35 protein-coding genes and 2 pseudogenes are annotated in these 23,888 nt (G+C 48.8%); 34 read left to right on the top strand and 3 right to left on the bottom strand.

Annotated features, from left to right (window positions below):
• The first annotated feature begins 6 nt into the window (after positions 1-6).
• The 31 genes and pseudogenes from LU633_RS23575 (at position 7) to LU633_RS23425 (ending at position 21,306) form a co-directional block, all read left to right on the top strand.
• A complete protein-coding gene (locus LU633_RS23575) occupies positions 7-300 on the top strand; it encodes a hypothetical protein (RefSeq protein WP_016191203.1) in 294 nt (97 codons plus the stop codon).
• Between the two features lie 321 nt (positions 301-621).
• Positions 622-894, top strand: coding sequence for a hypothetical protein (locus tag LU633_RS23570; RefSeq protein ID WP_016191201.1), 273 nt, complete (start codon positions 622-624; stop codon positions 892-894).
• Positions 891-1,133, top strand: coding sequence for a hypothetical protein (locus tag LU633_RS23565; RefSeq protein ID WP_016191200.1), 243 nt, complete (start codon positions 891-893; stop codon positions 1,131-1,133). The genes LU633_RS23570 and LU633_RS23565 overlap by 4 nt, the downstream gene beginning before the upstream one ends.
• Positions 1,102-1,560, top strand: coding sequence for a recombination protein NinB (locus LU633_RS23560; protein ID WP_016191199.1), 459 nt, complete (start codon positions 1,102-1,104; stop codon positions 1,558-1,560). Before LU633_RS23565 ends, LU633_RS23560 begins: the two co-directional genes overlap by 32 nt.
• A 197-nt stretch (positions 1,561-1,757) precedes the next feature.
• Positions 1,758-2,147: an antiterminator Q family protein gene (locus LU633_RS23555; protein WP_016191198.1), complete on the top strand. Its 390-nt coding sequence runs from the start codon at positions 1,758-1,760 to the stop codon at positions 2,145-2,147.
• Positions 2,148-2,325: 178 nt separating this feature from the next.
• A complete protein-coding gene (locus LU633_RS23550; protein WP_016191197.1) occupies positions 2,326-2,475 on the top strand; it encodes a Hok/Gef family protein in 150 nt (49 codons plus the stop codon).
• Between the two features lie 327 nt (positions 2,476-2,802).
• Positions 2,803-3,555, top strand: a complete 753-nt coding sequence (locus LU633_RS23545; RefSeq protein ID WP_046372146.1) for a BRO-N domain-containing protein — start codon at positions 2,803-2,805, stop codon at positions 3,553-3,555.
• Positions 3,556-3,993: 438 nt separating this feature from the next.
• Complete coding sequence (locus LU633_RS23540) at positions 3,994-4,365, top strand: hypothetical protein (protein ID WP_016191195.1); 372 nt, start codon at positions 3,994-3,996, stop codon at positions 4,363-4,365.
• On the top strand, positions 4,362-4,664 hold the full coding sequence (locus tag LU633_RS23535) for a hypothetical protein (RefSeq protein WP_016191194.1): 303 nt from the start codon (positions 4,362-4,364) through the stop codon (positions 4,662-4,664). The genes LU633_RS23540 and LU633_RS23535 overlap by 4 nt, the downstream gene beginning before the upstream one ends.
• On the top strand, positions 4,661-5,128 hold the full coding sequence (locus LU633_RS23530; RefSeq protein ID WP_016191193.1) for a glycoside hydrolase family protein: 468 nt from the start codon (positions 4,661-4,663) through the stop codon (positions 5,126-5,128). Before LU633_RS23535 ends, LU633_RS23530 begins: the two co-directional genes overlap by 4 nt.
• A complete protein-coding gene (locus tag LU633_RS23525; protein WP_016191192.1) occupies positions 5,125-5,469 on the top strand; it encodes a DUF7940 domain-containing protein in 345 nt (114 codons plus the stop codon). The genes LU633_RS23530 and LU633_RS23525 overlap by 4 nt, the downstream gene beginning before the upstream one ends.
• Positions 5,466-5,747 (top strand): hypothetical protein, encoded by a 282-nt coding sequence (locus tag LU633_RS23520; RefSeq protein ID WP_016191191.1) that lies wholly within the window; start codon positions 5,466-5,468, stop codon positions 5,745-5,747. The genes LU633_RS23525 and LU633_RS23520 overlap by 4 nt, the downstream gene beginning before the upstream one ends.
• 432 nt (positions 5,748-6,179) lie before the next feature.
• Positions 6,180-6,371, top strand: a complete 192-nt coding sequence (locus LU633_RS23515; RefSeq protein WP_016191190.1) for a hypothetical protein — start codon at positions 6,180-6,182, stop codon at positions 6,369-6,371.
• Positions 6,372-6,579: 208 nt separating this feature from the next.
• Positions 6,580-6,834 (top strand): annotated as a pseudogene (locus tag LU633_RS23510) (KilA-N domain-containing protein); the annotation flags it as partial.
• Positions 6,835-6,995: 161 nt separating this feature from the next.
• The gene (locus tag LU633_RS23505; RefSeq protein WP_016191189.1) at positions 6,996-7,523 is read left to right on the top strand and encodes a terminase small subunit; all 528 of its coding nucleotides are present in this window, start codon (positions 6,996-6,998) and stop codon (positions 7,521-7,523) included.
• Positions 7,510-8,879, top strand: a pseudogene (locus LU633_RS23500) (PBSX family phage terminase large subunit). Before LU633_RS23505 ends, LU633_RS23500 begins: the two are co-directional and overlap by 14 nt.
• A gap of 35 nt (positions 8,880-8,914) precedes the next feature.
• Positions 8,915-10,297 (top strand): phage portal protein, encoded by a 1,383-nt coding sequence (locus LU633_RS23495; RefSeq protein ID WP_233481977.1) that lies wholly within the window; start codon positions 8,915-8,917, stop codon positions 10,295-10,297.
• Positions 10,287-11,045 (top strand): phage head morphogenesis protein, encoded by a 759-nt coding sequence (locus LU633_RS23490; protein ID WP_016191186.1) that lies wholly within the window; start codon positions 10,287-10,289, stop codon positions 11,043-11,045. Before LU633_RS23495 ends, LU633_RS23490 begins: the two co-directional genes overlap by 11 nt.
• A 64-nt stretch (positions 11,046-11,109) precedes the next feature.
• Positions 11,110-12,219 (top strand): DUF2213 domain-containing protein, encoded by a 1,110-nt coding sequence (locus LU633_RS23485; protein ID WP_016191185.1) that lies wholly within the window; start codon positions 11,110-11,112, stop codon positions 12,217-12,219.
• 1 nt (position 12,220) lies between these two features.
• A complete protein-coding gene (locus LU633_RS23480) occupies positions 12,221-12,709 on the top strand; it encodes a structural cement protein Gp24 (protein WP_016191184.1) in 489 nt (162 codons plus the stop codon).
• Positions 12,709-13,734 (top strand): hypothetical protein, encoded by a 1,026-nt coding sequence (locus LU633_RS23475; RefSeq protein ID WP_016191183.1) that lies wholly within the window; start codon positions 12,709-12,711, stop codon positions 13,732-13,734. The genes LU633_RS23480 and LU633_RS23475 overlap by 1 nt, the downstream gene beginning before the upstream one ends.
• Positions 13,735-13,736: 2 nt before the next feature.
• A complete protein-coding gene (locus LU633_RS23470) occupies positions 13,737-14,063 on the top strand; it encodes a hypothetical protein (protein ID WP_016191182.1) in 327 nt (108 codons plus the stop codon).
• A complete protein-coding gene (locus LU633_RS23465; protein ID WP_016191181.1) occupies positions 14,064-14,459 on the top strand; it encodes a DUF4054 domain-containing protein in 396 nt (131 codons plus the stop codon).
• Positions 14,460-14,461: 2 nt separating this feature from the next.
• Positions 14,462-14,932 (top strand): hypothetical protein, encoded by a 471-nt coding sequence (locus LU633_RS23460; protein ID WP_016191180.1) that lies wholly within the window; start codon positions 14,462-14,464, stop codon positions 14,930-14,932.
• Positions 14,904-15,281, top strand: coding sequence for a hypothetical protein (locus LU633_RS23455; protein ID WP_232426868.1), 378 nt, complete (start codon positions 14,904-14,906; stop codon positions 15,279-15,281). The genes LU633_RS23460 and LU633_RS23455 overlap by 29 nt, the downstream gene beginning before the upstream one ends.
• Entirely contained in the window at positions 15,278-15,796 is a 519-nt protein-coding gene (locus LU633_RS23450; protein ID WP_016191178.1) for a phage neck terminator protein, read from the top strand. Before LU633_RS23455 ends, LU633_RS23450 begins: the two co-directional genes overlap by 4 nt.
• Positions 15,793-17,277, top strand: coding sequence for a DUF3383 domain-containing protein (locus tag LU633_RS23445; RefSeq protein WP_016191177.1), 1,485 nt, complete (start codon positions 15,793-15,795; stop codon positions 17,275-17,277). Before LU633_RS23450 ends, LU633_RS23445 begins: the two co-directional genes overlap by 4 nt.
• A 10-nt stretch (positions 17,278-17,287) precedes the next feature.
• The gene (locus LU633_RS23440) at positions 17,288-17,722 is read left to right on the top strand and encodes a phage tail fiber protein (RefSeq protein ID WP_016191176.1); all 435 of its coding nucleotides are present in this window, start codon (positions 17,288-17,290) and stop codon (positions 17,720-17,722) included.
• A complete protein-coding gene (locus tag LU633_RS23435) occupies positions 17,722-18,126 on the top strand; it encodes a hypothetical protein (protein WP_016191175.1) in 405 nt (134 codons plus the stop codon). The genes LU633_RS23440 and LU633_RS23435 overlap by 1 nt, the downstream gene beginning before the upstream one ends.
• A 214-nt stretch (positions 18,127-18,340) precedes the next feature.
• Positions 18,341-20,161, top strand: a complete 1,821-nt coding sequence (locus tag LU633_RS23430) for a lytic transglycosylase domain-containing protein (protein WP_016191174.1) — start codon at positions 18,341-18,343, stop codon at positions 20,159-20,161.
• 104 nt (positions 20,162-20,265) lie between these two features.
• A complete protein-coding gene (locus tag LU633_RS23425; RefSeq protein ID WP_046371813.1) occupies positions 20,266-21,306 on the top strand; it encodes an IS481 family transposase in 1,041 nt (346 codons plus the stop codon).
• A gap of 64 nt (positions 21,307-21,370) precedes the next feature.
• On the opposite strand, the gene LU633_RS23420 is transcribed toward LU633_RS23425, so the two are convergent.
• Positions 21,371-21,790 carry a hypothetical protein gene (locus LU633_RS23420; RefSeq protein WP_016191173.1) on the bottom strand — a complete coding sequence of 140 codons (420 nt, stop codon included), beginning with the start codon at positions 21,788-21,790 and terminating at the stop codon, positions 21,371-21,373.
• A 26-nt stretch (positions 21,791-21,816) separates the two neighbouring features.
• Positions 21,817-22,161, bottom strand: a complete 345-nt coding sequence (locus LU633_RS23415; RefSeq protein ID WP_016191172.1) for a hypothetical protein — start codon at positions 22,159-22,161, stop codon at positions 21,817-21,819.
• Between LU633_RS23415 and LU633_RS23410 the strand changes: the two genes are divergently transcribed.
• Positions 22,145-22,375 (top strand): hypothetical protein, encoded by a 231-nt coding sequence (locus LU633_RS23410; protein WP_016191171.1) that lies wholly within the window; start codon positions 22,145-22,147, stop codon positions 22,373-22,375. The two genes, LU633_RS23415 and LU633_RS23410, sit on opposite strands and share 17 nt — an antisense overlap.
• An 11-nt stretch (positions 22,376-22,386) precedes the next feature.
• On the opposite strand, the gene LU633_RS23405 is transcribed toward LU633_RS23410, so the two are convergent.
• Complete coding sequence (locus LU633_RS23405) at positions 22,387-22,815, bottom strand: Arc family DNA-binding protein (RefSeq protein ID WP_082103803.1); 429 nt, start codon at positions 22,813-22,815, stop codon at positions 22,387-22,389.
• 131 nt (positions 22,816-22,946) lie between these two features.
• On the opposite strand from LU633_RS23405, the gene LU633_RS23400 reads away from it, so the two are divergent.
• Both LU633_RS23400 and LU633_RS23395 read left to right on the top strand, forming a co-directional pair.
• Complete coding sequence (locus LU633_RS23400) at positions 22,947-23,114, top strand: Arc family DNA-binding protein (RefSeq protein ID WP_152664239.1); 168 nt, start codon at positions 22,947-22,949, stop codon at positions 23,112-23,114.
• A 73-nt stretch (positions 23,115-23,187) separates the two neighbouring features.
• Positions 23,188-23,826: a BRO family protein gene (locus LU633_RS23395; RefSeq protein WP_016191169.1), complete on the top strand. Its 639-nt coding sequence runs from the start codon at positions 23,188-23,190 to the stop codon at positions 23,824-23,826.
• The last annotated feature ends 62 nt before the right edge of the window (positions 23,827-23,888 follow it).

The raw sequence follows: 23,888 nt of genomic DNA, 5'->3' as shown, positions 1-23,888 counted from the left end.
CATTCGGTGAATAAATACCTTCTGGAGTACATAGCAAATTCTCGCTTTTCCGCTGTGGTAAACATGTGCCTGGATGAGGAAGAGTTTATCCAGCAGTTCGAAAGACTATCCGGTATTCACCGTCCACCATCCCGTAAATCACCCATTGAAGTCATGGTCGATGAGGCAACTGGCTTTAACCAAAGTCAATGGCAAAAATTCTTCGAGGGGTTCATTCAGTTCGTTTACGAATTTGTATGGCTGCGATGGCCTGAAAGAGAGGGCGAGAGATGTTGGACATCTACGCAACAGAATTGCTGAACGGGCTGCTTTCCATAGCGGCCCTTGTTTTTTGGATCAGGGCGGGGAGGGAGTGATGAGACGAGTATTTTTAATCGCTGCTTTTTTACTGGCGGGTTGCGATAAAGACCCTGAGTCAGTGCAGATGGTTGGCTCAGATTTTAAGGTTGGCAAACTTTTTACTGTGGATGGCTGTAGCGTGTACAGATTTGCGGATGGCGGGCGAAATATCTATTTCACAAATTGCCCAGGCCAGACAGGCAGCAGTTATACAGCGAGGAGTGGCAAGCACCAGGCCACATATTACGACGATGTGATAACTACTAAGTGCGGGGGTGGATCATGACCAACGATGAGCTGGAGCGGCAGGCTTTTGAGTGTTGGTTTGAGCCCCGGCAGAAAGCAATGAAAGCTCAAGGGTTGGGGTTGATATCCATCAATAGGCTAAAGCAAAGGCAGTGGGAAGCGTGGAGGGCCAGTAGAGCCTCACTGGTGATTGATCTCTATGATTTTGATCAGTTCTCACCAAATGATAGTGGCGAATGGGCTATCTGGAAAACTGAAGTTGCCCGATTAATCAGAAAGGCAGGTATATCCGTTAAGGAGGATGAGTGACAGCCAAAATAATCCCTCTCAGGTCTAAAACCGTAACTATCTCAAAGCGTGATTTCAATCAGATATGTAATGCCTACATTAACGCCACTAATTGCAAACAGGCGGTACTGAGGATTGAACGCGGTAAAAACGCATTTTCCGACAGTGCGGTATGGGCTGTTGAGGATTTGCTACAGGCAATTACCCGGCAACTTAAAGAGGTAATCGATGGAGAAACAAACGTTCTTCCTCAGAAATGAGCAGGTACGACGAAACCTGATAGAAGCAATCAATAAACTTCCCCTGAATGACCACCACCCCCTCACAGTACGCATTACCGACTTTGACCGCTCACTCCTTCAGAACAGCATGTTTCATGCGCTGTGTGGCGACGTGGCCAAGCAATGCCTGTGGATGGAGAAGCCGCGAAATCTGGTGCAATGGAAAACTTTGTTCGTTTCCGGCCATGCAGTAGCGACCGGTCTTGGGGCAGAAGTTGTTGCTGGACTTGAGGGTGAGTTTTGCAACATCCGGGAATCGACCGCGAAAATGGGAATCAAGCGCATGACCAGCCTTATCGAATACTCAACGGCCTGGGCAGTCGGTAACGGTGTGCAGCTGCGTGAAGTTCTCACTAAACCTGAATGCGGCGCTGAACCTAAAGCTCGCCGGAGGAATAAGGAGTGAGTCTTCGAATCTCATAGTGGCCCGCAGCTCTGACTGCAATAAGGCCGGATAGCCTCTTATGCTGATTTACTTACTGTTCATAGGCAATAAATCGTGACCTGGCTAACCAAAATCCTCAGTCACTTCCGTCCGATCATCCCCGTTATACAGTCAGCACACTGACAATCCTGGGATTTGCAGCCAAAGAGGAAAAAGCGATGAGAGACATTCAGCAGGTTTTAGAGCGTTGGGGGGCATGGGCGGCTGATAATCAGGAGGATGTCTGCTGGCCTTCCGTAGCGGCTGGTTTCTCAGGTCTCATTCCGTCAAAGGTCAAAAGCCGTGTCCAGTGCTGCGACGATGACGGAGTGATTATTTCTAACATCATGGCAGGGCTGCTCAGTAAGCATCCCGTAGCGCACAACCTGCTGTTTGATTATTACGTGTTCGGGAAAACGTTTATGCAACTGGCGAGTGAGCATCACTGTTCTGACGGTCATATTGGCAAGAAGCTACAGAATGCCGAAGGGGTCATTGATGGTTACATCATGGCGTTAGAAATAAAACTCGAAATGGATAAATACGTCAGGCGGGAGGTGGCAACTTGATAAGTCTCTGTGACAATTATACTATTCGGACGGGTGCTTGAGGCTTTCTGGTCTCAGGCGAAAGCAGGAGTTCAGAAAGACGAAAGCCCCGATTGACGTTTAAATCAACCGAGGCCAACGCATGAATCCCACAATTCAGATGTTAGCCTCTTACCAGCCGAAAGGCAAGGAGCTAACCATGAAACAGCAAACGGCGATACTTATCGCCACTATCGTGATAGCGGCGGCAGTAGCCGTCATACTGGTAACGAGGAAAGACCTCTGTGAGGTTCGAATCCGAACCGGCCACACGGAGGTTGCTGCTTTCATGGATTACGAACCTAAGTAAGAGCGACAGGCGGGAGTAAAATCCCGCCATTCGTTGTGATGTTTATGACCTTAAGCGCCCAATCCATCTGCTGTGTTTGACAATCCCGCAAAAGCTATCGCATACTGACGTTACTGGAAATGTAACGCGGGCATCCGCACCCGATAGCTTTGCGGCTTTTTTATGCCTGCAATATGGCATAAACACATCCGAACAAAGGCCGGGTGGAGAGGCGTAATACAATACCCGCGAGGGGAATATGCCCGGAGCTACGTTACATGCTCCAGTTGACACCCGGTCACCAGCTACTAACTGGTGGTCATCACTAAAAATGTAACGGAGGTCATCATGACCGCATCAGCTATCAAGCCAGTCTCTTTCACTTTCCAAGAATCTCACGATGTACGCATTGAAATAATCAATAATGAACCATGGTTCTGTCTCAAAGATGTATGCGATATTCTTGGCATAAAAAACTCTAATGATTTACTCTCAAAACAGTTAGATAAGGTTGGTGTAGAAAAAATCTATATCAGGTCTGGCGGGCAAAATCGCCAATTATCATTCGTCAACGAACCCAACCTCTACCGCGTGATCTTCCGCAGCAACAAACCAGAAGCCAAACAATTCCAGGATTGGGTATTCAACGAAGTACTTCCAGCGATCCGCAAGACAGGACGTTATGAGAAACCAGCCCCCTCTGAACCGCTATCACCAAAAGATATGGCTAATCTTACCCGTCTGATCTGGCTGATGACTAACGGCATGAAATTTAAAGAAGCTTGGAACCATGGCGTATGGCACTGTCTGCGTGCAGCCACGGCAACACCATCACCGCAACCATTCTCAGTTAACGACCTGCCAGCGCTGGGCGAGGAATGTCGCCGCATGCTGAAAATTACGACGGCCTTCAACTCAGCAGTCTATGACTTCGAGAAAGAAGTGATCCGGACTGTGGTAAGACGCCGTGGAAACATGGAGCCGTTAATCGAGAAAATGAAATGCCAGATGCTCGAATTTCAAGAGCAGGAGAGTGAAGGACTGCTGATGCTGGATAAACTCAGCGAACACGGTGTAAAAAGTTTAATTAATCGCAATTAAACAGTTTACGTACGTAAAAAACCGAATATCATGGTAAGGGTGACAACAACGTCATGATGCTTACCGAATCGCAAGCCTCAGCCTAACCGCTGGGGCTTTTTCGTTTCTACACAACGGCAAGAGTAATTAGCGGGTGCTTTCGGGCGCTATAGAGACGTTAATTGCGCTTTTTTTTGTGTTGAATGTCGAATCACAGACTGCCCGATATGGTGAGAGGTTGAAAGACTGAGGACAGAAAGGCCGCCGCAACCCAATACTGGAACACTGGCGTAGATGGTTCGATTCCAGCGGTTTCCACCAATTTTCAAGGCTCACTTCGGTGGGCCTTTTCTTTTGCGCCTCCCGATTCACTATCAAATCCTCTTTCCTGTAGTCGGGACGGCGCTTTTTATTCACACGGCATACAGCCGGTATCGCCGGGACTGCCGGAGACGGCCCATGAATGACAGCTTAATAACCAGTATCGGCGCGATTGTTTTCGGCGCTGGCGCGGTGGCGCTTTTCTGGCGTCCACTGGTATCAGGGTTAGCAAATATCGTCACTGGTAATAAAGCCACCGGCGAAATTATTACTGGTTACAAAGACCAGGTTTCACAGCTCAAATCTGATAACGCGCTGCTCCGTGAGCAAAACGACGAGCTGCGCGCCCGCCATGACGAGAACATCATTCGAATATCTGCTCTTGAGACTGATTTGAAGGTCATCAAAAACGCACTTCGCGTGATGCTGGCAATGTCAGGAGCAAATCTCGATGAGCGCTTCCGTTCTGAAGTGAACGGGCTTATTGGCAAGCTCGGAGACGGAAAATGAAAAACACCCAGGCCTTACAGAGGCGAACTATTTACATCGGTATTCTCATGCTGATCCTGAGCATGATCTGCGTGGCGATGACAATCATGTTCGTTTACGTCAGTGAGCGTTCCAATCAACGCGTCGAAGAGATCAGGCGTGATTATCAGGACGCTGCAAACCGACGCGATAAAACGGTGGACGCACTGTCCGGCAAAGTATCAGCAATGCAGCAGAAACTAAACGTTCTGCCCGACCAGACGGCAGATAAGACCGCTGATGCGGTTAAACAGGCAGTAGCAGAGGATGATAAAAAATGAGCCAGATTATTCAGATACTAAATTTTGAGGAAGGATTTCGTTCAAATCCTTATATCGACTCTGAAGGATTCCCGACTGTGGGGATTGGATTTCTGATTGGTCCTAAAGGGGCCACTATCAGTAACTACACGTTCTCAATTTCCAGGGCGGTTTCAGACCTCTGGTTACAGGAAGTTGTGGACGATTACACGTCGAAGATGCAGGCAAATGAAGTCATCAGTGCAGCGCTGAAGCAGTGTAACCCGGCACGGGCAGATGTACTGAAGAGCATGGCTTACCAGCTGGGCGTATCTGGCCTGGCTGCATTCAAAAATACCCTTGGCCTTATCGCGGCGGGAAATTTCACGGATGCTGCAAACGCAATGCTTGACAGCCTTTGGGCAAAGCAAACGCCCGTGAGGGCCAGACGGCAGGCTGACGTAATGAGGCAGGGGACATACGACGCTTACAAGGGGCTGATATGAGCCTCTTTTTTTTCGTCCTGATTTCGCTGGCGCTGGTGATTGTTCTGTTGCTGGTACGCAAATACACATCACTGGAATTTGTGGCTCACACCCGGCTGCTGTTTCGCACCTGGTCAGTGTGGCTGGCTTCAGTCGGGGCGGCAATCGGTGCGACCGTTCAGTCATTCCCGGATACTGCGCTACACGCCTGGGCAGTCTTGCCACCGGACATTAAAGGCATCCTTCCCCCTAACATACTCAGTTTCATCAGCCCGACGCTGGTCGTTCTGGCCGTGCTGGCGCAGTACGTACGGCAACCAAAACTGAAAGACCAGCGCGACCAGCTGGAGCAACAGCCATGAGCCTGATTATGGATTGGTGGAATTACTTTCTTGCCGGGCTGGCAGTAGTGGCCGCTCTCGCCAGTGCGTATATCGGCGGAAAAAAAATCGGCACAACACAAACACAGGCGAAAGCTGATGTGAAAGCTGCTGAGGTTAAATCGGCTCAGGTGGCCGCACTCGCTGAAAAGCAGAAGCAAAACACTCAGGCGGTGAAAGATGTTCAGGCGAATAATTCTTCTCTCAGTGATAGCGATGCTCGTTCAAAGTTGCGCCAGTCACCCTTCAACAGACAATAGCCCCACTGTAATAGCTGATTCAGGCTGCACGCTGTTCGGCCCCATCTACACCTACGGCAAAGATTCTGAACTGATGGACATCCGAACCGTCAGGGAAATAAACACGCACAACGATACCTTCACCCGCGTTTGCGGAGCACCCAAATGAACATCATCAAACGAGTCTGGCTATGGCTCACCACAAAGCATGAGGACACGAAAGTGAGCGAACCCATCACTGATAACACAGCAGCCGCAGAACCGGTAACAGTATAACCCACCGCGCAGCCAGCACCCACGGGGACCACCACGACCACTGTCACATCCGATGACAGCGTTCTGGAGCAGGTGAAAACGCTACTGGTCAATATCGGTCATGACGTTGAATCCGAATGGGATGAAATTGTTGCCCTGTCAAAGAAACTGGTCGCTAAATCCAAATAAGGAAAACCCATGTCACTGAATATCTCCCTGACATCTGCTGAAATCGTTGCACTGGTTAATAAGCACAACGACCTGAAATCAGCGGTACTGGCAAAGTACCTGAGCGAAAACGCGCCATCTCTGGAAATCACCGACTTGCCGGAAGCTGTTGACGAAGATGCTGACAGCAAAGCGCCTGAACCAGCAGAAGCCCGGTTGTAACGACTACTGCCTGAACAGACGCTCGTATCACAAGAGGTCGCCAGTTGGCGGCCTTTTTTTATGCAGTAAATCCAGCGCTCCGAAAGCGCAACATCCCACCGAAGAACCTGTTTAGGAATGAAGCCTGAGGAAGCCGCCGGTATGACTGGCGAGTCTCTTCGGGCCGGTTTCCTGTTCGGCAGGCTTCATCTCTAAAAAGGTATACGTAATGACATATCCAACAGTGATCGTAAACGGCGTATCAGTTCGTGTGGACAGTGAAGGGCGCTATTGCCTCAACGACTTGCACGCTGCTGCTGTGCTCAATGGCGAGGCAACGGAATCACAAAAGCCAGGCAAGTTTATCCGTAGCTCTTCAGTAAAGCGGTTTGTATACGCACTTGATGCCAGAGGACATAAAAGTCCTTTGGAGCAAAATCAATCACTTAAAGTGATTCGAGGTGGTAACTCACAGAGCGTCTGGCAAGGAAGGAGTGATTGTCATTAACGCATACAGAGTGCCGAAAATTGCTGATGGATTTATCCACCTACATTTCATGAATCAGGGCGTTGACTGTAGGGCTGGATACAGCCTCTCCGGTATTAATGAGTATTCAATCAGCACAGTGATGAAAGAGATTTAAAATGGCAAAGCTCACCGACAAACAAGAGCTGTTTGCCCGTGAGTACCTGAAAGATTTAAACGCCACACAGGCAGCTATCAGGGCGGGCTACAGCGCTAAATCCGCCCAAGAGCAGGCAAGTCGCCTGTTATCAAATGTCATGGTTCAATCTCGCATCTCTGAGTTGAAGGATGAGAGGAATGAAGAGGTTGGCATAGACGCCGCATACGTGCTCAAACGCTTGGTTGAAATAGACCAGATGGACGTGCTGGACATCCTCCTACCTAACGGCGAACTGAAGCCAATTAAAGACTGGCCAAAAACATGGCGGACAACCCTCTCCGGAATGGATGTAACCGAGATGTCAGGCGATGACCCCGGCTTTCTCAAAAAGATTAAATGGCCTGACAAGGTTAAGAACCTCGAACTGCTTGGCAAGCATGTGACGGTGCAGGCGTTTAAAGACAACGTTAAAACTGAGCACAGCGGCACCATTGGTATCAACCTGACCAAATCCCTCAGTGAGCTATTCGAAGATGACGGCAATTAACCCGATATTTAAGCCATTCGTTAAGCCTGCGCGTTACAAAGTCGCAAAGGTGGTCGCGGGTCAGGGAAGAGCTGGACGATTGCCCGGTTACTGGTTGAGATAGCCAGGCGGGGCGCTTATCGCTTTCTCTGTGCCCGCGAGCTACAAAACAGTATCAGTGACTCAGTTATACGCCTGCTGGACGACACCATTAATCGCGAAGGGTATCAGGCAGAGTTTGAGGTGCAACGCGCCAGCATTCGGCACCTGATTACCGGTAGCGAGTTCATGTTCTACGGCATCAAGAACAACCCTACCAAGATTAAATCGCTGGAAGGCATCGACATCTGCTGGATGGAAGAGGCTGAGGCGGTAACCAAAGAATCCTGGGATATCCTGATACCTACAATTCGTAAGCCCGGATCTGAAATTTGGGTCAGTTACAACCCGAAGAATATTCTCGACGACACGCACCAGCGCTTCGTAATCGCGCCCCCTGATGATATCTGCCTGCTGACGGTCAACTACAGCGAGAACCCATGGTTCCCGGACGTTCTTCGCCTGGAGATGGAAGAGTGCAAGCGTAAGGATTATGACCTTTATCTGCACATATGGGAGGGCGAGCCAGTCGCTGATAGTGACATGGCAATCATCAAACCATCATGGATTGCTGCGGCAATTGATGCTCACCTGAAAATCGGCTTTAAGCCAACTGGTCGTAAGCGCGTAGGCTTCGACGTTGCCGATGAAGGTGAGGACAGTAATGCCACCACGCTGGCACACGGCTCTGTCGTGCTTGACTGCAATCAGTGGAATAAGGGTGATGTCATCACTTCCGCTGACCGCGTTAAAAACTACGCAGAAGAGGTTAGGGCTGGTGAGATTGTCTACGACTCTATCGGTGTAGGCGCGGGTGTTAAAGCTCACCTGAAGCGTGTGTGTCGCATTCCTGCCACCGGATTCAATGCCGGCGAGTCAGTGTTTAAGCCTGATGCGAAATACGCAGACGGCAAGACCAACAAAGACATGTTCTCAAACATCAAGGCTCAAGCCTGGTGGGGTGTGCGTGACCGGTTCTACAACACCTGGCGCGTCATTAAGCACCTTGAGGCGAACCCAAAAGACACCGAGTTTGTAAAACAGTTCACCGACGATCAGCTAATCAGCCTTTCCTCTGACATTAAACAGCTTGAATACCTTAAGGCTGAACTGTCACGCCCATGGGTCGATTACGACAATAACGGGCGAGTTAAGGTTGAGAGCAAAAAGGACATGAAGAAGCGCGGCATACCCTCGCCGAATATGGCCGACTCACTGATTATGGCCTTTGCACCGGTTCACAAACCATTCCATATTCCTGACGAGATACTTCAATGACAAGACGTAAAGCCGCACAGGCACCTCGCCGGGAAGTGGCAAAAATCACTCAAGCGCACATTGATAGCGCTTCTGTAGCGAATGATGAAAAGCTATATGCCGAATTCAGGCGCTACGAGCCGCTGCCCGGGGTGATACCAGAAGGAAAAAAAGAAGTGGCGATGGCGATGGATGCCACGCCTTACGATGTGCTTAACGGTATGTCAATCGGCAATGAGTATTCAGGGTTTCGGGGCTACCCCATCCTAGCTGCAATGTCCCAGCAGGTTGAGTATGCAAACATGCACACCATCATGGCTGATGAGATGACGCGTAACTGGATTGAGGTGAAAAGCACTAAAGAGGGCGACCCGGACATTGAGCTAATGGACTTGGCCCTCACCAAATATGATGTAAAACGGCTCATTCACCAGGCTGTCAGGCAAGATTCTGAGTATGGCGTTGCGCACATTTTTATCGACGTGGGTGCTGATGAGATTGAAAACGAAAAGCCTCTGTTTCTGGACCCGCGAAAAATAGCTCAAGGGTCGCTAAAAGGCTTCCGTTGCGTTGACCCCAATTGGGTTTATCCGGCCATGTATAACACTAACAAGCCACTCAGGGCCGACTTCTATAAGCCCCAGGCATGGTTTGTAATGGGTGATACGGTGCATGAGTCCCGATTCATAGACATTGTAAGCCGCCCTGTTCCCGACATTCTTAAACCGTCATACAACTTTGGCGGACTGTCGTTGACCCAGTTAATGGAAGATTATGTTATTGACTGGCGTGACGCCAAAAAGAACATAATCAAAGTGATAAAATCACTTCGTATGCGTGCGCTAAAAACAGACATGGACGCTCGATTGCAAGAGCCTGGCGCTTTTGACAAGCGCATAAAGCTGTTTACTCAGTATCAGGATAATCAGGGCATATGGGCGCTGGATGTTGGGGAAGATTTACTACACATGCAGACATCCCTGAGCGAACTTTCAAATCTGCTTTCCAATTATCAGGAACAGCTTTGTATCCCATCAAGAACCACGAATCTTAAAATGTTTGGCAATGCCCCTGCCGGGCTTAATGCCAGTGGTGATGCTGAGATTGAGACATGGCATGAAACAATATCAGGTTCTCAGGAGCTTGATTACCGCCGGGCAATTGAAATTATCTTCAAAATTATCCAGCTCTCAGAGTTTGGTGAGATAAAACCGGACATCTACTTTGAGTTCAGGCCGCTTGATGAAGTGAGCGATGACGAGAGAGCGAGTACGAATAAAACCCGTGTTGAGACTGTAGCTATTGCTGCTGACAGCATGTTAATCAGCTCTGAAGAGGCTCGCGATGCACTGAAAAGCATTGATGGTGCTGGATTTGAAAATCTGAGTGGCGATTATGAGCAGGAAGAGATTAAAGAGTCTGAGGGCGGTGAATTATAACGCCGGGAACATTATCTGGTATCGGAGTGAGCTGCTGGCGATAATCCGGGAAATGAACGATGATGTAAAAAAACACATCATTCCCATCTTTGAGGATAATCCGCTGGCTATGGATGCCAACCCTGTTCAGTTATTGCGTGGCGCGTTGCGTTCCCTGTCAAGGAAATGGATTGATCGCTTCATAACGAAAGCCACGCCTACAGCTGAAATCATCACCAATAAAACAGGTGAAGCCGTTGATCGTTCGCTACTAGCCTCCGCCCGCAAAGACGCCATGACCATCAACATGCAGTGGACTGACGCCATGCTTGAAAAACGTGAGGCTATCATTGCTGAGAATGTGTCGTTAATACGCTCAATTCCCGAGAAATATTTCACTGACGTGGAGTCGATGGTGTTTCGTGCAGTGGCGAAGGGTGGTGATCGCAAGTTATTGGCAGATGAGATAGAAGTCAGCTTTGGTAAGCGACATGGTGTCACCAGGCGTCGTGCTGAGTTTATTGCGCGTGACCAGGTGAGGAAAGCTACAAGCGCCTTGTCCAACGCAAGACAGCAGGCCGCAGGCATCAAGCGCGGCATATGGATTCACAGCGGTGGTGGCAATGAACCCAGGGTAAAGCATGTTCACGCCAATGGGCAGGAGTTCGATCTAAAAAAAGGGTTACCAATTGGCGATAAAGGGCAGTACGTATTACCGGGTGATGAGCCTGGTTGCGGGTGTACCTGGAAGCCTGTTTTGCCTTTCTAAATAAATAGATAAAAACAAGGTCACTTTGGTGGCCTTTTTTATTGCCAGAAAAACAGGAATGCACATGAAAGATGTGAAGTTTGCCTTCGATAAGGCGAGCGTTCGCCGCTATGACGTTGACGGGATGCTTCATGTTGAGTTGACCCCAATCAGCAAAGCAAATGTTTGTGTCTATCACGGAAAAGAAATCCCCAACTGGGAAGATTTAGGACTCGAGCCTGATAAGGCATACCGGTTATTGCGTGATCCAGGTGAGCTGGAGAGCGCAGTAGACACATTTAATAACAAGCCGCTTCTGAACACTCACATTGCCGTCTCCATTATCAATCCACCAAAGGACTCCATCATTGGTGCGACTGGCAGCAATGCCATATTCGAAGGTGGCTACCTGAAAAACTCGCTGGTTATCTGGGACGCTAATTCGATCATCGGCGTGGAAAACAAGCAACAGCGTGAAATCTCATCTTCTTATCGCTATCGGCTGGATATGACGCCGGGAGTGTTTGAGGGCGAAGCATACGATGGCGTCATGCGTGACATCGTTTGTAACCATGTGGCAATTGTGCCAAGTGGCCGGGCTGGCCCGGATGTATTTGTTTATGACTCACTACCAACAGGACTCAAACTGATGTCAAAAATTCAGAAGCTTATGGCGCTCTTCAAGCCTCATCTGGCTAACGATGCCAACCCTGAAGAGATGGAAAAGAAAGTCGAAGAAATTATCAAAGATGATGATCAAAAAGACGTGAAAGTAGCAAAGGATTCTGAGGATGAAAAAGACAAAGTCGCCAAAGATGAAGATGACGACGAAAAAGATAAAAAGCCTAAAACGGCTGATGATGAAGATGATAAGCCTGAAAACAAAAAAGACGACAAGCTGGCGATGGATGAAGCTATCCGCCGTGAAGTTCAGCGCGTAGAGGCGCGTCATATTGCTTTGCGTCAGGCCGAGCGTGACGTCCGCCCTGTGGTGGGGGATTTGGCTTGTGACAGCGCTGACGATGTTTATCGCACTGCATTGAAACAGATGGGCTGCACTGAACATGCAACGTTGCCAGCAGCGGCGTTACAGTCAGTGTTCAAGGCTTACTCTCGCCCTGCAATGGCAAATGACTCAAACCCTATCACTCACACCTCACGTACCGCCGTAAAAGCATTCTTCGAGGGTAAATAATATGTCTTTTCAAAAGAACGTAAAACTCTATTCCGGCGTTGGTCAGGCTGGTGCTCCTGCCTCAAACTCGCCAATTATCGCCGCTGCTGGAGGTCCTGGGGCATTTCAGGCGGGTGCTAATGGACTGATTATGACTCGCTTTGCATGGCGCAATTCAACCAATCCCAAATTACTCGACAACACCGGAACGGGTTCGCCAGTTGGATTTATCTATAACAATGCAAACGCCACAATCGGATATTTGCAGGCAAACAGCATGACCATCCCTGCATACCGGGAGGCATCCCCGGTAGTAGGTGGTGATTTCTGGGCGCTGGCAACAACTGTGGCAACAGTCGGGCAAAAAGTGTTCGCAGTGTTAGCGACTGGTTTGCTGGCAACTGGCGCGGCTGGCGCAACGATTGATGGCGCTGTCGAAACTGACTGGTATGTGGCAAGCCCTGCCGCTATCGGCGACTTATTGATTATTTCTACATGGAGCAAAGCATAATGCCACAACTGACCCAGGCTGATTTTTCAGCTTTCAAGGCGGAAGCTGAATCGCGCGGCATTTACCTGCCCCCGTCTGTAACTAAATTTGCAATGGATGCTGATATTCAGCCCACTATGCCAGCTAACGGCGGCATTCCTGCGGTTGTCTCAACATTTATTGATCCTGAAATTGTACGGACCATTTTCGCAAAGCAGAAGGCTACAGACATTCTCGGCGAGAAGAAAAAAGGCTCATGGGCGCAGGACACCCTGATGATCCAGCGCATTGAGCAATCCGGCGATGTGGTCGCGTATGACGACTACAGCGACCAGGGTGCTAACCAGGTGACATCTCACTGGGAAAATCGTCAGGTATATCGCTACCAGACTATGGTGACGTACGGAGAGCTTGAGCAAGAGCGTTACGGTCTTGCGATGCTGCCTTATGTTGCCGAAAAGCAACGTGCAGCCGCATGGACCCTTAATCAGGCCCAGAATCAGTTTTACTTCTACGGCGTATCGGGGTTGATGAACTTCGGCATTCTCAATGACCCGGATCTCCCGGCCCCAATCACCCCCGCAACTGTAAGCGGTGCGACCCTGTGGTCTGCCAAGCAGGTAGTGGATATTTATAACGATATTCTGTCTCTTTATGCTGACCTGGTTGAAAGAAATAATGGCGCAGTAGGCGATGGTATTGATATGGCCTCACCTCTGGTGCTTGCAATGAGCCCCAAAGCATCCGTATGGTTCAAACGCGCTAACGAGGTGTTCGGTAATACCGTCGAGAAGATGGTTAAAGACACCTTCCCTAATCTTCGCGTTGAGGTAGCGCCTCAGTACGACACTGATGCTGGCGAGCTGGTACAAATGTTTGTTGAGACCGCCCAGGGCCAGGATGCCGGATATTGCGCATTCAGTGAAAAGCTCCGTGCGCATCCCGTTATCACAATGACTTCAAGTTGGAAGCAAAAGCACTCCGGCACTACTTACGGCGCGGTTATCACCATGCCAACCCTGTTTGCTCAAATGCTGGGAGTGTAGAAATGGCTAAGAACTCAACGTATGTGATTGGCTGTAAGCTGCCTAACGGACTTTCATTCCGTCACGATGATAAAGTCATTACCCTGGCGGGCGCAAATTCCTCTGCGCTGGTTAACGGTTTCGGCATGACAAAAGATGTCCCTGCTGATGCGTGGGAGGCATTCGAGAAAAACCATGCAGACTCGAAGTTTATCAAAAATGGCATTGTGTTCGCCGTGTCAGACGAAAAATCCCTGGCCGATGCCAGTCTTGAGCGGGAGAACGTAAAAACCGGTCTTGAACAGGCGTCAAAAGAGTCGGCGAACGTCAAGGAAGACAAAGGGGGATAAATGGCCGTTGTGAATCTGAATACCACCATTTTCCGCGCCATGTACCCTGAATTTTCTAACGTCACCGACGCTCTCCTTCCATTCCTGTTCGACCAGTCCACGGACTATCTGGACAACACCGACTTTTCACTTGTTGACGACGCCGTGAAGCGGGAGCGACTGCTCTACCTGCTAATGGCGCATCTTGCTTATGTGAAATATGGGGACGCTCAGAAAAACGGTGGTTCAGGAATGGTCGGGCGCATTTCATCGGCGTCAGAGGGGAGTGTGTCCGTTTCGGCGGACATTGGCTCGACGGAATTCAGGTATTCCTGGTATACCCAAAGCCCTTACGGAATGAGTTTCTGGCAGGCGACGAAAGTTTACCGCATGGCTAACTACTATCCGGGGAGCTGAATATGGCAGGGAAGATAGCCGATTTCCTTAACGGGGTGGCGAAGGGGCTGGACTCGAAGCAGGTTAAGGTCGGCTTTATAGACAAGGCAACTTACCCTGATGGAACCAGTGTGGCGATGGTGGCTGCAATTAACGAATACGGCAACCCCGGCAACAATCAACTTCCACGCCCATTCTTTCGCAATGCTATCAGTGAGCACTCAACAGAGTGGGCTGATGCGGTGGGGCGAGGTATACGTGCAGGCTTGCCAGTTAATAACGTTCTTGAAGTAGTCGGCGCTCAAATTCAGGGAGACGTTAAGCAGTCAATTGCATCACTGATGGAGCCAAAATTGTCTGCGACAACGTTACATATTCGCCGCTCCAGAAAAGTCATGCCGAATAAATCAGATAAACCTCTGGTTGATACGCGAGTCATGATCGGAGATGTCAATTACGAGGTAGGTGAAATTGAATCTTCACAAAATAGCTAAATCTGCCATTGGTCGCGTAAACCCCTCTGTGGATGCAGAGGTGCTTGTGTCAGATGGCTTTGAATTGGGCGAGGGGCGAAAGAAGGTTCCTAAGTACCTTCCACCCCAGACTATATCAATTCAGCTTCAGCCGCTATCCCGTGGCGACCTTCAGCATGTAGATGGAATGAACCTGCAAGGCCTGTGCAAATCGATTCATGTTGATGGCAACTTTTACGGTACGAATCGCGAGAAGGTGCTGGGTGGAGACCTGTTCATCATCGGCACTGAAACCTGGCTGGTCATTGAGCCGCTGGAGCTGTGGCCGGACTGGTGTCGTCTGCTGGTGCAGTTGCAGGTGACAACATGAACGATATGACCATCGATGACGTGATTGACGTGCTGGCCGATTTCGCAGAACCACACATTGGAAAGTGTGAACAGGCACAGGCCAACAGAGTGCCAATGGATAAAGGTGAGTTCAACATCCTGACGCCGTTACGGTTCAGGAGGCTGTCAACCAGTCGGGAGAAAAATAAAGACACCGGGGTGCAGTCCACAAGTTCCATTGGGTTCACTGAGGTTCGTCAGGCAGAAATACAGGTTGATATTTATGGTGATGGTGCTGGTGACAGAGCTATTGCACTGGAAACATTATTCCGAACCGGATATGCCTATGATGCAATTAAGGCCATCGACGCTCGCGTGGCACCGCTGTACAGCACGGAGGCCATACAGGCACCCATGATCAACGCCGAAAATCAGTGGCAGGAGCGCTATATGCTCACACTGTATTTGCAGGTTCATATCACGATAGACGTCCAGCAGGACTTCTTCGACAAGGCTCAAATCACTATTAACCAGGCTGATAAGGCGACTTTATGAGCAAAATTCCATTATCGCGTGATTTTAAAATCACGCCTTCCACCGTAAGCGCTGCTGGAACAGCACTGGATGTTTACGGGCTTCTTTTGTCAGATAACGAACTGCTTCCTGTTGGCAAAGTCGCGGAGTACACCAGCGCTTCTGATGTTGGCCTGGCTTTTGGCACAACCAGCAAAGAGTACCTTGCAGCCTCGCTTTATATGTCAGGGTACGATAATTCCACCGTTCGCCCCGGGGCTGTATTATTTGGGAGATTGGCTCTTGAGGCGGTCTCCGGCTGGCTCATGTCAGGAAGCTTTAAAGGCGTTAAAATTGCTGCTCTAAAAGGCATTACGGGGACCATTACATTAACTGTTGATGGTGCTGCTGTAACCAGCACATCAATAAACCTTGCCTCTGTTACCAGCTTCACCGATGCGGCAACCGCTATTGCCGCCGCTTTTGGAAGCGGCGTTACAGTTGACTGGTTACCTGTTCAGAGTCGGTTCATTATTCGTTCTGCGACTACTGGTGCTGACAGCGAAGTTTCTCTGGCGCAGGAAGGAACTGCTGCCACTGCCCTGAAATTAACATCGGCCACTGCTGCTACGATTTCACCGGGTGCGGCGGCAACCAGCATTACCGATACAATGGAATCCATTATTAATCAGAATCAGGATTGGGTTCTGACATCTTCCCTGGTTGAACTGGACGACGATCAGAAAGAAGAACTGTGTGCCTGGGTAAGCGCATCCAGCAACCGATATGGGTACGCATATCACGACCCCTCAGATGCTGGCACGGTGGCTAATAACGATGCGACATTCCAGCAGAGCGTTGTGGTGACCAATGGTTATGAGAACGTGTTTGCGGTATATGGCACTTACCTGTATGCAGTGCTGGCGCTGGCATATTCAGCATCACTGAACTTCAGTCGCACCAATGGACGTGTGTCATATAAATTCCGTGCATTTTCCGGCCTTGCACCTAATGTTACTGACAACTCAACTGCCGCAGCGCTTGAGTCTAACGGATATAACTTTTACGGCTATTACGGCCAGAATAAGACGCTGGCTCAGTACGTTTCTGATGGCTCAATCAGTGGAAAATACCTGTGGCTGGACAGCTTTATCAGTCAGGTGTGGATTAACGCTAATCTCGTTTCTGCATTCGCCAGTCTCTTTACACAAAACGCATCTTATGCGTTCAACCCAACTGGTTACGCCTCTGTTTCTGCTGCCGTTATTGATGTGGCGGCCAGTGCTAAAACTTTCGGTGCCATTCGTACAGGCGTCACACTGGATCAGTCGCAAATCAACATTGTTAATGATGCGGTGGGTTCAGACATATCAAACACTCTTTATACAGAAGGCTGGTATCTGTACATCCCCACGCAGACAGGGACAGCAAGAATTGAGCGAAGCCTCAAAGGGGTTATCTTCTATTACGTCGATGGACAGTTAATCCAGAGCATCGATATGACTTCAACAAACATTCTGTAAGGATTAAGCGATGCCAATCGACATTACCAGCGCTAATTCAAAATTAAATATCGTTGTCCCATCCTTCTATCCGGGCGGATTTGATGTTGATGATTACGCCGCAGAAGACATGTTTGAGGCTGGAGCATTGCAGAATGCCGAAGACATGATGTCCGCTGACGGGAAATACCACGCTGGCTTTATTTTCAACCCGCAGGATTTCACCGTCAATCTTATGCCGACCTCAAACGCCGGATCACTGATTGATAAGTGGTATGCAGCAGAACGGACGGCAGTCGGCAAGTTTGCCTGCAATGCGACGCTGATCATTCCTGCATTAAGTGTGAAGTACAATTTTGTTAATGGCGTTCTCTATACGTGGACGCAAATACCACCAGGCAAGAGGATATTGCAATCGCGTCCTGCCGTCTTCCATTTTGAATCAGTCACATCGAGTCCGGCATAATGAGCAGAAAAACCATTGAATTTATCGCTGAGGATGGGCGCGATAACGGCAAGAAATTCCAGATAACTGAAATGTCAGCATGGGATGCCGAGGAACTGTCAGAGGAAATCTATCGTGCAATGGGGCAGGGAGAATTTAATTCACTGCCATCTGATATTGTGTCGATGGGCGTGGCTGGCCTGGCTACCGTGGGACTTTCGGTGCTTTCTGCTGCCCCTGCTGCCACATCACGCTATATCTCTGAAAAGCTGCTATCAACCGTGGAAATTACCATCAACCACCAGGGTAAACAGGTCACGCGAGCAATAGAGAAAATTGATTTTGAGGAAATCACCACAATCCGCCAACTGAAGGATAAGGTTTTCGAGCTGAACTTCGGTTTTTTATCACTCGCCGCCGGGTAAAGTTTCCGCACCTCAACACGCCAGAAATCCCCAGAAAGTTAACCGAGTCAGTTAATGTGCCAAAGAACATTTATGCGGTCATATGTTCCGGCCAGGCCACGTATTCTCAGTTGCAAAGCGAACTCTCTGTGAGGGATATGTATAACCTGCTGGAAGTAATAGCGGTTAAGGCGCACAACGAAACAGCCTGGCGGCTGCACCTGAGTAAGAACCGATGATCATTGAAGAGCTTGCCTACAAAGTCACCGTCCGTGCCGACGAGTTTATGTCAGGCAAAAAGAAGGTCGAAGAGGGCGCAAAAGACCTGGGTAAGAATGTCACTGATTCGATGGATGTCACTGCTGACAGCACTAAGAAAGCAGGGACTGCCGTTGATAAAGTAGGCAAACAACTCAAGCGGACATCCGAGGATACAAAGCGCCCCTTCGGCCTGTTAAGCAGTGGTTTCTTTGGTATGGCTAAAGGCGCGAAGGCATTTGGAAAGCATGGCAAAGAGGCATTTAGCGGTGTGCAGGCTGGCGCGGCTAAGTTTTTAGGCCTGGCACTGTCTATTGAGGGAACGCGCCGACTTTTTACCTCCGCAACAAACAGTCTCGTTGATTTGGGTAATGCCTCCAGCAATCTTGGACTTGATCCCAAGGTTGTTGATGGCTACAAAAATGCAGCTGAATCTGTAGGCAGTTCATCTGAGGCTATTACGTCTGCATTAACGAAAATGAAGAATGCCAAAAACTGGTCAACATCCGGTATTGGTGCGCCTGATGAGAGCACTGTAGCCACCCTGCAACTTGGCACCCAGACAGGGGTTGACATTCTCGGCGCTAAAGACGCAGATGAAATGTTTCGTCGTACAGAGGAAGCTTTGCGCAAATTGCCAAAGGAGCAGGCGCAAATTTGGATGCAACGTGTAGGCATTGATGCTTCTCTACTACCCTCAATTCTGGATGGCAGCCTTGATAAAAATCAGGCTCAGTTTCAAAAGAAATCCAGCTCCAGCGACGAAGCCATTAAGCAGGCGCGGGAAGTTAAAACAATCATGCAAGATCTTGATGTAGCTATAAGTGGCGTCGGAAGTAGTCTGGTTTTGGCGTTTGGGCCAGATATAACGAAAGGAATGAAAGATTTCAGCAGCTGGATCGACCAAAACAAATCTAACATCATTGGCTTCTTTAAAGATGGTTCAGAATGGGCTAAAAAATTTTCTGAAGCTGTTGGAGGGAAGGGTAATGCATTAAACCTCCTTTTGGCTTTAAAGAACCCGACCCTTGCAGCGGGCGTCTTTGCAGCCAGGCAGGCCAGTGAGTTGAGCGATACCGTTACTCAGCATGATGGAACATCTTCATTCTGGGAATCCCTGATGGGAAGAATCAAGGCTGGCGGCTGGTACAACTACGAGCAACAACTGAAAGACAAACGCGGAGAAGATAATGGGCCTGTACAACATGGTCAATCGTTGAATGTTGGTAGTTTTTCAATGGACCGATTGCTTGATGCTGTTGCTAAGGCTGAGAGCGCTGGCCGTGGAGATATTAATGCTGTATCTCCGAGAGGTGCTACAGGTCGCTACCAGTTCATGCCTGATACTGCGCGTGAAATGGGCCTGCGTGTTGATTCTGAGGTCGATGAACGGCGCGACCCAGTTAAGTCCCGCGAGGCGGCGAGGAAATACCTCAACATGCTCATTAATCGATATCATGGGAATGTTGACCTGGCTCTCAAAGCTTATAATGTTGGGTTTGGTTCGTTAGATAAATGGATAAACTCAGGGGCACGTCCGCAGGATTTAAATAAAGAAACAAAGGAATACGTTGGGCGAGTATCCGAGAACTACGGTGCAGACCTGTCCAGAATTTCGGCTCTTGGGCAAATGCCAGCCGGAGCGCAAACCACTGACAACAGCCAGACCAGCACTACCCACATCGGCACCGTGCAGGTAAACACCAATCCTCAAAGCGTCGATGCCATAACGAAGTCTATTGCAGAGCAGCAGCGCCGTAGTAGCATGGGCGGGTCTTTTGTTTCTGGGAATGGGTGAATTGTATTAGTCGCGACTTGATCTGACACTGGACCTTGAAAGGTTGAGAGTTACCGGTTTTGATATGGGTGTCTAATCCTTAAACAAAACGCGAGGTAACTCTCATGATTCATACTAACAATCCCATCATCAAACACAAAGCCGGCCTGCTCAATCTCGCCGAAGAACTCGGTAACGTATCAAAAGCCTGCAAGATCATGGGCGTGTCACGCGACACGTTTTACCGTTATCAGGAACTGGCTGCTGAAGGCGGCATCGATGCGCTGATTAACCAGAACCGCCGCGTCCCCAACCTGAAGAACCGCGCCGACGAAGCCACTGAACGCGCTGTTGTTGAATATGCCGTTGAGTTCCCGGCCCACGGGCAACACCGGACCAGTAATGAGCTGCGTAAAAAAGGCGTGTTTATCTCCGGTAGCGGCGTGCGCTCCATCTGGCAACGGCACGACCTGGAGAACTTCCGTAAACGCCTGAAGGCACTTGAGGAAAAGGTCGCCAGAGAAGGCATCGTGCTTACCGACGCTCAAATCGCAGCGCTGGAGAAGAAGGCCCACGATGACGAGGCCAGCGGAGAAATCGAAACTGCTCACCCGGGTTATCTCGGGTCGCAGGACACCTTCTACGTGGGCAATCTGAAAGGTGTGGGTCGTATCTACCAGCAGACGTTCGTGGATACGTACTCGAAAGTGGCACACTGCAAGCTGTATACGAGTAAAACGCCGATCACCGCCGCAGACCTGCTCAATGATCGCGTACTGCCGTTCTACGAGGCTCAGGGACTGCCGATGCTGAGGATCCTGACCGACAGGGGAACGGAGTACTGTGGTAAGGTGGAGCAGCATGATTACCAGCTGTATCTGGCCATCAACGATATCGACCATACAAAAACGAAGGCGATGTCTCCGCAGACGAACGGCATCTGCGAGCGCTTCCATAAAACTATTTTGCAGGATTTTTATCAGGTTACGTTCCGTAAGAAGTTATACGAAGACCTGGAGAGCCTGCAAACGGATCTGGACAACTGGTTGTGGCATTACAATAATGAGCGAACTCATCAGGGAAAAATGTGCTGCGGGCGTACGCCAATGGCCACGTTACTTGATGGTAAACGAGTCTGGGCAGAAAAAAATCTGAACCAGATGTAATCTGACAGACACCTGTATAAATAACCGGTAACTGTCAGATCAGGTCTGAGCTAGTACAGGTGAATTATTTCACGTCACGTCCAAAGATAACGGCATTCTTAATTAACAAAACCAAGTCTTCACCCCGAACGTCACCAGCTACCGATTGGTACATAGTGTCATAGGAATTGCTTTGCAAAGTCCATTTTACCGAGTCAGCCTCACCTTTATTCCCTTTGGCATAAAAGTGGCCCATAGCGCAAACAGCCGACAAGGAGGTTTTGAAACTGGTTTCATTCCAATCCTTATCTTCAGTAATTTTTTCTCCGACATGTAACGAATAGGGTTTGAATTTTATGTTGTGTTCTTTTATGAAAATATCCGATTTCTTGTTTGCGTAGTTATTGCACTCATCAATGTAACCACCTTTCCCGTCAACTGGCAGCTCATAGGCGAATGCATTGATGGAAACAAGAAGTGAAAGGGCTATGGTTTTTTTTATCATTTCATCCTCTGTTTGAATTAGCTGACTCAGGTGGGCTTTTTGTCATCCAACTCCATGGACAGTGCTGTTTTCAGCAGTTCATGACTTTCCTTAAAGCTGTGCCCTTGAGATAGGAACTCGAATCCGTCTGACTTCTTGACTTTGATCACCTTGCTTTTATTTCTACCGAAGTAGTAGGCAAGCGCCCCAACCAGGCAGTTTGTTGAGTACGGTGATGTGGCTACATCGACGATAAGCTGCAAGATATAGTCCGTAGAGTCGTAAGCCAGCACTGGACCATGGCGCTCGTAATCAACAGACCACGTAGAAAAAGCATCCTCAATCTCTTTCAATTCTGAAGCGGGAAAAGAAAAAATGACCTTATCCACCATATACAATCCCTCGATTCGTAATGTTTTAACTATGTTTCATTCTGGTCTGCGCCTTCTTTTGGGATTTAAAGTCAAAATCTCACACGAGATTACCCCTACAGAATTCACAAAAATGGTTGTCGATGACCTTCGCCGACAAGCAGAAAGCGGCGAGTTAAAGATGACACAAGAAGAGTTGCGCACGTCCTTGCTTGCTACTCTTGATGAAAGTTAACAAGAACCTAGTCAGCTGGGCTTTTTGTTGGGTGTGGCGATTGGTTGTGGGAGTGGTGGTAAATCAGCCTGAGCTTTATTCAGTGCCTGCAATGCCACATCCAAATTCCTACGAAGATTAGCAAAGCGTAGGTCATCACTGATTTTAGTTGACTGAGTAAGGATGCGGTTGTGATCTTTTAACTTATTTATCTCAGCTTCAAGTTCAAAGATTTTCGCTTCTGCCGAATGATAGTTTTTCCAATTATCCGCCACAAACGCATACATAGCATCAATGCTAGGGTTCCTCGACCCAAAAAGGCGCTCAAGATTTAATGATAAGTCGATTCGTCTAAGCATCTCCTGCTGAAGGCTTCTTCCCGCCTCATTGGCCTTTGCCTCAACTTCTTCACGCATTTCAGCTGGCATTCTGAAAGGGTAAGGAGAATATTCCTTTTTCATAAAAATGACTCACGAAGATAGAAAAAGATACATCGTATAGCTTTTTAATTTCTTGACAACGATACGTTATGATACATAAAATCATTTCATACGGTTTTACTGTTGTATCATTATGTATCATGGAGGTGTGAATGTCAGTAGTCAAGCAGGTTAATCCTTACCCGTTGCGTTTAGATCCAGAAGTGGGGGATTGGTACAAGGAGCAGGCTAAGTTATCTGGTCGTTCGTTTAACAGCGAAGTGGCGAAGATTTTGGTTGAGCGCAGGAATCGTATTCTTGGGAAGCAGAAGAGTGCGTAGCAGAAATGGTAAGGCCCCAACTACTTGCGATAGTCAGGGCCTCAGCTTGTCCGAACCGTCTAAGGAAACGAACATGAACATTGTAGCTAAATCAGATCTCACATTCCAGAACTTCACATTTACTCCCGTTCTAGAAAAAGGGCGGGTTTGGATTACCTCTACAGAGCTAGCGAAGGTACTGAAGTATAAAAAAACTGACGCCATCAGCCAGATTTATGCCCGTAACGCTGACGAGTTTACCGATGCGATGACAATGACCCTCAATATGAGGGTGAACGGGATAAACAATAGCTTACGCAATAAATCGGTCAGAGTTTATTCACTTCGAGGTTGCCACCTGATCGCTATGTTTGCCACCACGGAGGTCGCCAAAGAGTTCCGTCGCTGGGTGCTTGATATTCTGGATCGGGAGGTTGCTAATTCACCAATCGCCAAACAGTTCAGCGACGAGGAAATCATATACCTCTGCTACATGCAGGTGTGGATGGAAAAAAGTCAGCGCATGAGCGAAGCGTTATACCCTGCAATGGAAGACATTGGCTCTAAATTTGCCTCAACACTTTACGACATGGCAAAAGGAACCCGTTTCATGATTGATAAAAACCGCACCGCTCTTGTGCGTGAATCGCAGGATTTGGATCGGATGAATTTCGTTGTTCGTTCTGCTGAGAAAATGTTGGCGCTACTGAATGGGAAGGAGAGGATTCATTGATTGGCGTATGGGACGGCGCAAAAAGAAAAACCGCCAGTGTGGAGCTGGCGGTCACATCAACT

It is taken from the genome of Erwinia tracheiphila (assembly GCF_021365465.1).
GTDB lineage: Bacteria > Pseudomonadota > Gammaproteobacteria > Enterobacterales > Enterobacteriaceae > Erwinia > Erwinia tracheiphila.
The sequence above is the reverse complement of the archived record's forward strand: the minus strand, read 5'-3'. Positions and strand labels throughout refer to the sequence as shown.

What these genes read in the sequence shown, in the direction of transcription:
- LU633_RS23415 (WP_016191172.1), bottom strand. Translation starts at nt 22,161, where the DNA reads ATGGTGGATAAGGTCATTTTTTCTTTTCCCGCTTCAGAATTGAAAGAG.
- LU633_RS23470 (WP_016191182.1), top strand. Translation starts at nt 13,737, where the DNA reads ATGGCTAAGAACTCAACGTATGTGATTGGCTGTAAGCTGCCTAACGGA.
- LU633_RS23480 (WP_016191184.1), top strand. Translation starts at nt 12,221, where the DNA reads ATGTCTTTTCAAAAGAACGTAAAACTCTATTCCGGCGTTGGTCAGGCT.
- LU633_RS23535 (WP_016191194.1), top strand. Translation starts at nt 4,362, where the DNA reads ATGAAAAACACCCAGGCCTTACAGAGGCGAACTATTTACATCGGTATT.
- LU633_RS23430 (WP_016191174.1), top strand. Translation starts at nt 18,341, where the DNA reads ATGATCATTGAAGAGCTTGCCTACAAAGTCACCGTCCGTGCCGACGAG.
- LU633_RS23460 (WP_016191180.1), top strand. Translation starts at nt 14,462, where the DNA reads ATGGCAGGGAAGATAGCCGATTTCCTTAACGGGGTGGCGAAGGGGCTG.
- LU633_RS23485 (WP_016191185.1), top strand. Translation starts at nt 11,110, where the DNA reads ATGAAAGATGTGAAGTTTGCCTTCGATAAGGCGAGCGTTCGCCGCTAT.
- LU633_RS23450 (WP_016191178.1), top strand. Translation starts at nt 15,278, where the DNA reads ATGAACGATATGACCATCGATGACGTGATTGACGTGCTGGCCGATTTC.
- LU633_RS23395 (WP_016191169.1), top strand. Translation starts at nt 23,188, where the DNA reads ATGAACATTGTAGCTAAATCAGATCTCACATTCCAGAACTTCACATTT.
- LU633_RS23475 (WP_016191183.1), top strand. Translation starts at nt 12,709, where the DNA reads ATGCCACAACTGACCCAGGCTGATTTTTCAGCTTTCAAGGCGGAAGCT.
- LU633_RS23405 (WP_082103803.1), bottom strand. Translation starts at nt 22,815, where the DNA reads ATGAAAAAGGAATATTCTCCTTACCCTTTCAGAATGCCAGCTGAAATG.
- LU633_RS23555 (WP_016191198.1), top strand. Translation starts at nt 1,758, where the DNA reads ATGAGAGACATTCAGCAGGTTTTAGAGCGTTGGGGGGCATGGGCGGCT.
- LU633_RS23570 (WP_016191201.1), top strand. Translation starts at nt 622, where the DNA reads ATGACCAACGATGAGCTGGAGCGGCAGGCTTTTGAGTGTTGGTTTGAG.
- LU633_RS23530 (WP_016191193.1), top strand. Translation starts at nt 4,661, where the DNA reads ATGAGCCAGATTATTCAGATACTAAATTTTGAGGAAGGATTTCGTTCA.
- LU633_RS23440 (WP_016191176.1), top strand. Translation starts at nt 17,288, where the DNA reads ATGCCAATCGACATTACCAGCGCTAATTCAAAATTAAATATCGTTGTC.
- LU633_RS23560 (WP_016191199.1), top strand. Translation starts at nt 1,102, where the DNA reads ATGGAGAAACAAACGTTCTTCCTCAGAAATGAGCAGGTACGACGAAAC.
- LU633_RS23425 (WP_046371813.1), top strand. Translation starts at nt 20,266, where the DNA reads ATGATTCATACTAACAATCCCATCATCAAACACAAAGCCGGCCTGCTC.
- LU633_RS23505 (WP_016191189.1), top strand. Translation starts at nt 6,996, where the DNA reads ATGGCAAAGCTCACCGACAAACAAGAGCTGTTTGCCCGTGAGTACCTG.
- LU633_RS23465 (WP_016191181.1), top strand. Translation starts at nt 14,064, where the DNA reads ATGGCCGTTGTGAATCTGAATACCACCATTTTCCGCGCCATGTACCCT.
- LU633_RS23515 (WP_016191190.1), top strand. Translation starts at nt 6,180, where the DNA reads ATGTCACTGAATATCTCCCTGACATCTGCTGAAATCGTTGCACTGGTT.
- LU633_RS23445 (WP_016191177.1), top strand. Translation starts at nt 15,793, where the DNA reads ATGAGCAAAATTCCATTATCGCGTGATTTTAAAATCACGCCTTCCACC.
- LU633_RS23400 (WP_152664239.1), top strand. Translation starts at nt 22,947, where the DNA reads ATGTCAGTAGTCAAGCAGGTTAATCCTTACCCGTTGCGTTTAGATCCA.
- LU633_RS23525 (WP_016191192.1), top strand. Translation starts at nt 5,125, where the DNA reads ATGAGCCTCTTTTTTTTCGTCCTGATTTCGCTGGCGCTGGTGATTGTT.
- LU633_RS23410 (WP_016191171.1), top strand. Translation starts at nt 22,145, where the DNA reads ATGACCTTATCCACCATATACAATCCCTCGATTCGTAATGTTTTAACT.
- LU633_RS23435 (WP_016191175.1), top strand. Translation starts at nt 17,722, where the DNA reads ATGAGCAGAAAAACCATTGAATTTATCGCTGAGGATGGGCGCGATAAC.
- LU633_RS23420 (WP_016191173.1), bottom strand. Translation starts at nt 21,790, where the DNA reads ATGATAAAAAAAACCATAGCCCTTTCACTTCTTGTTTCCATCAATGCA.
- LU633_RS23540 (WP_016191195.1), top strand. Translation starts at nt 3,994, where the DNA reads ATGAATGACAGCTTAATAACCAGTATCGGCGCGATTGTTTTCGGCGCT.
- LU633_RS23545 (WP_046372146.1), top strand. Translation starts at nt 2,803, where the DNA reads ATGACCGCATCAGCTATCAAGCCAGTCTCTTTCACTTTCCAAGAATCT.
- LU633_RS23520 (WP_016191191.1), top strand. Translation starts at nt 5,466, where the DNA reads ATGAGCCTGATTATGGATTGGTGGAATTACTTTCTTGCCGGGCTGGCA.
- LU633_RS23550 (WP_016191197.1), top strand. Translation starts at nt 2,326, where the DNA reads ATGAAACAGCAAACGGCGATACTTATCGCCACTATCGTGATAGCGGCG.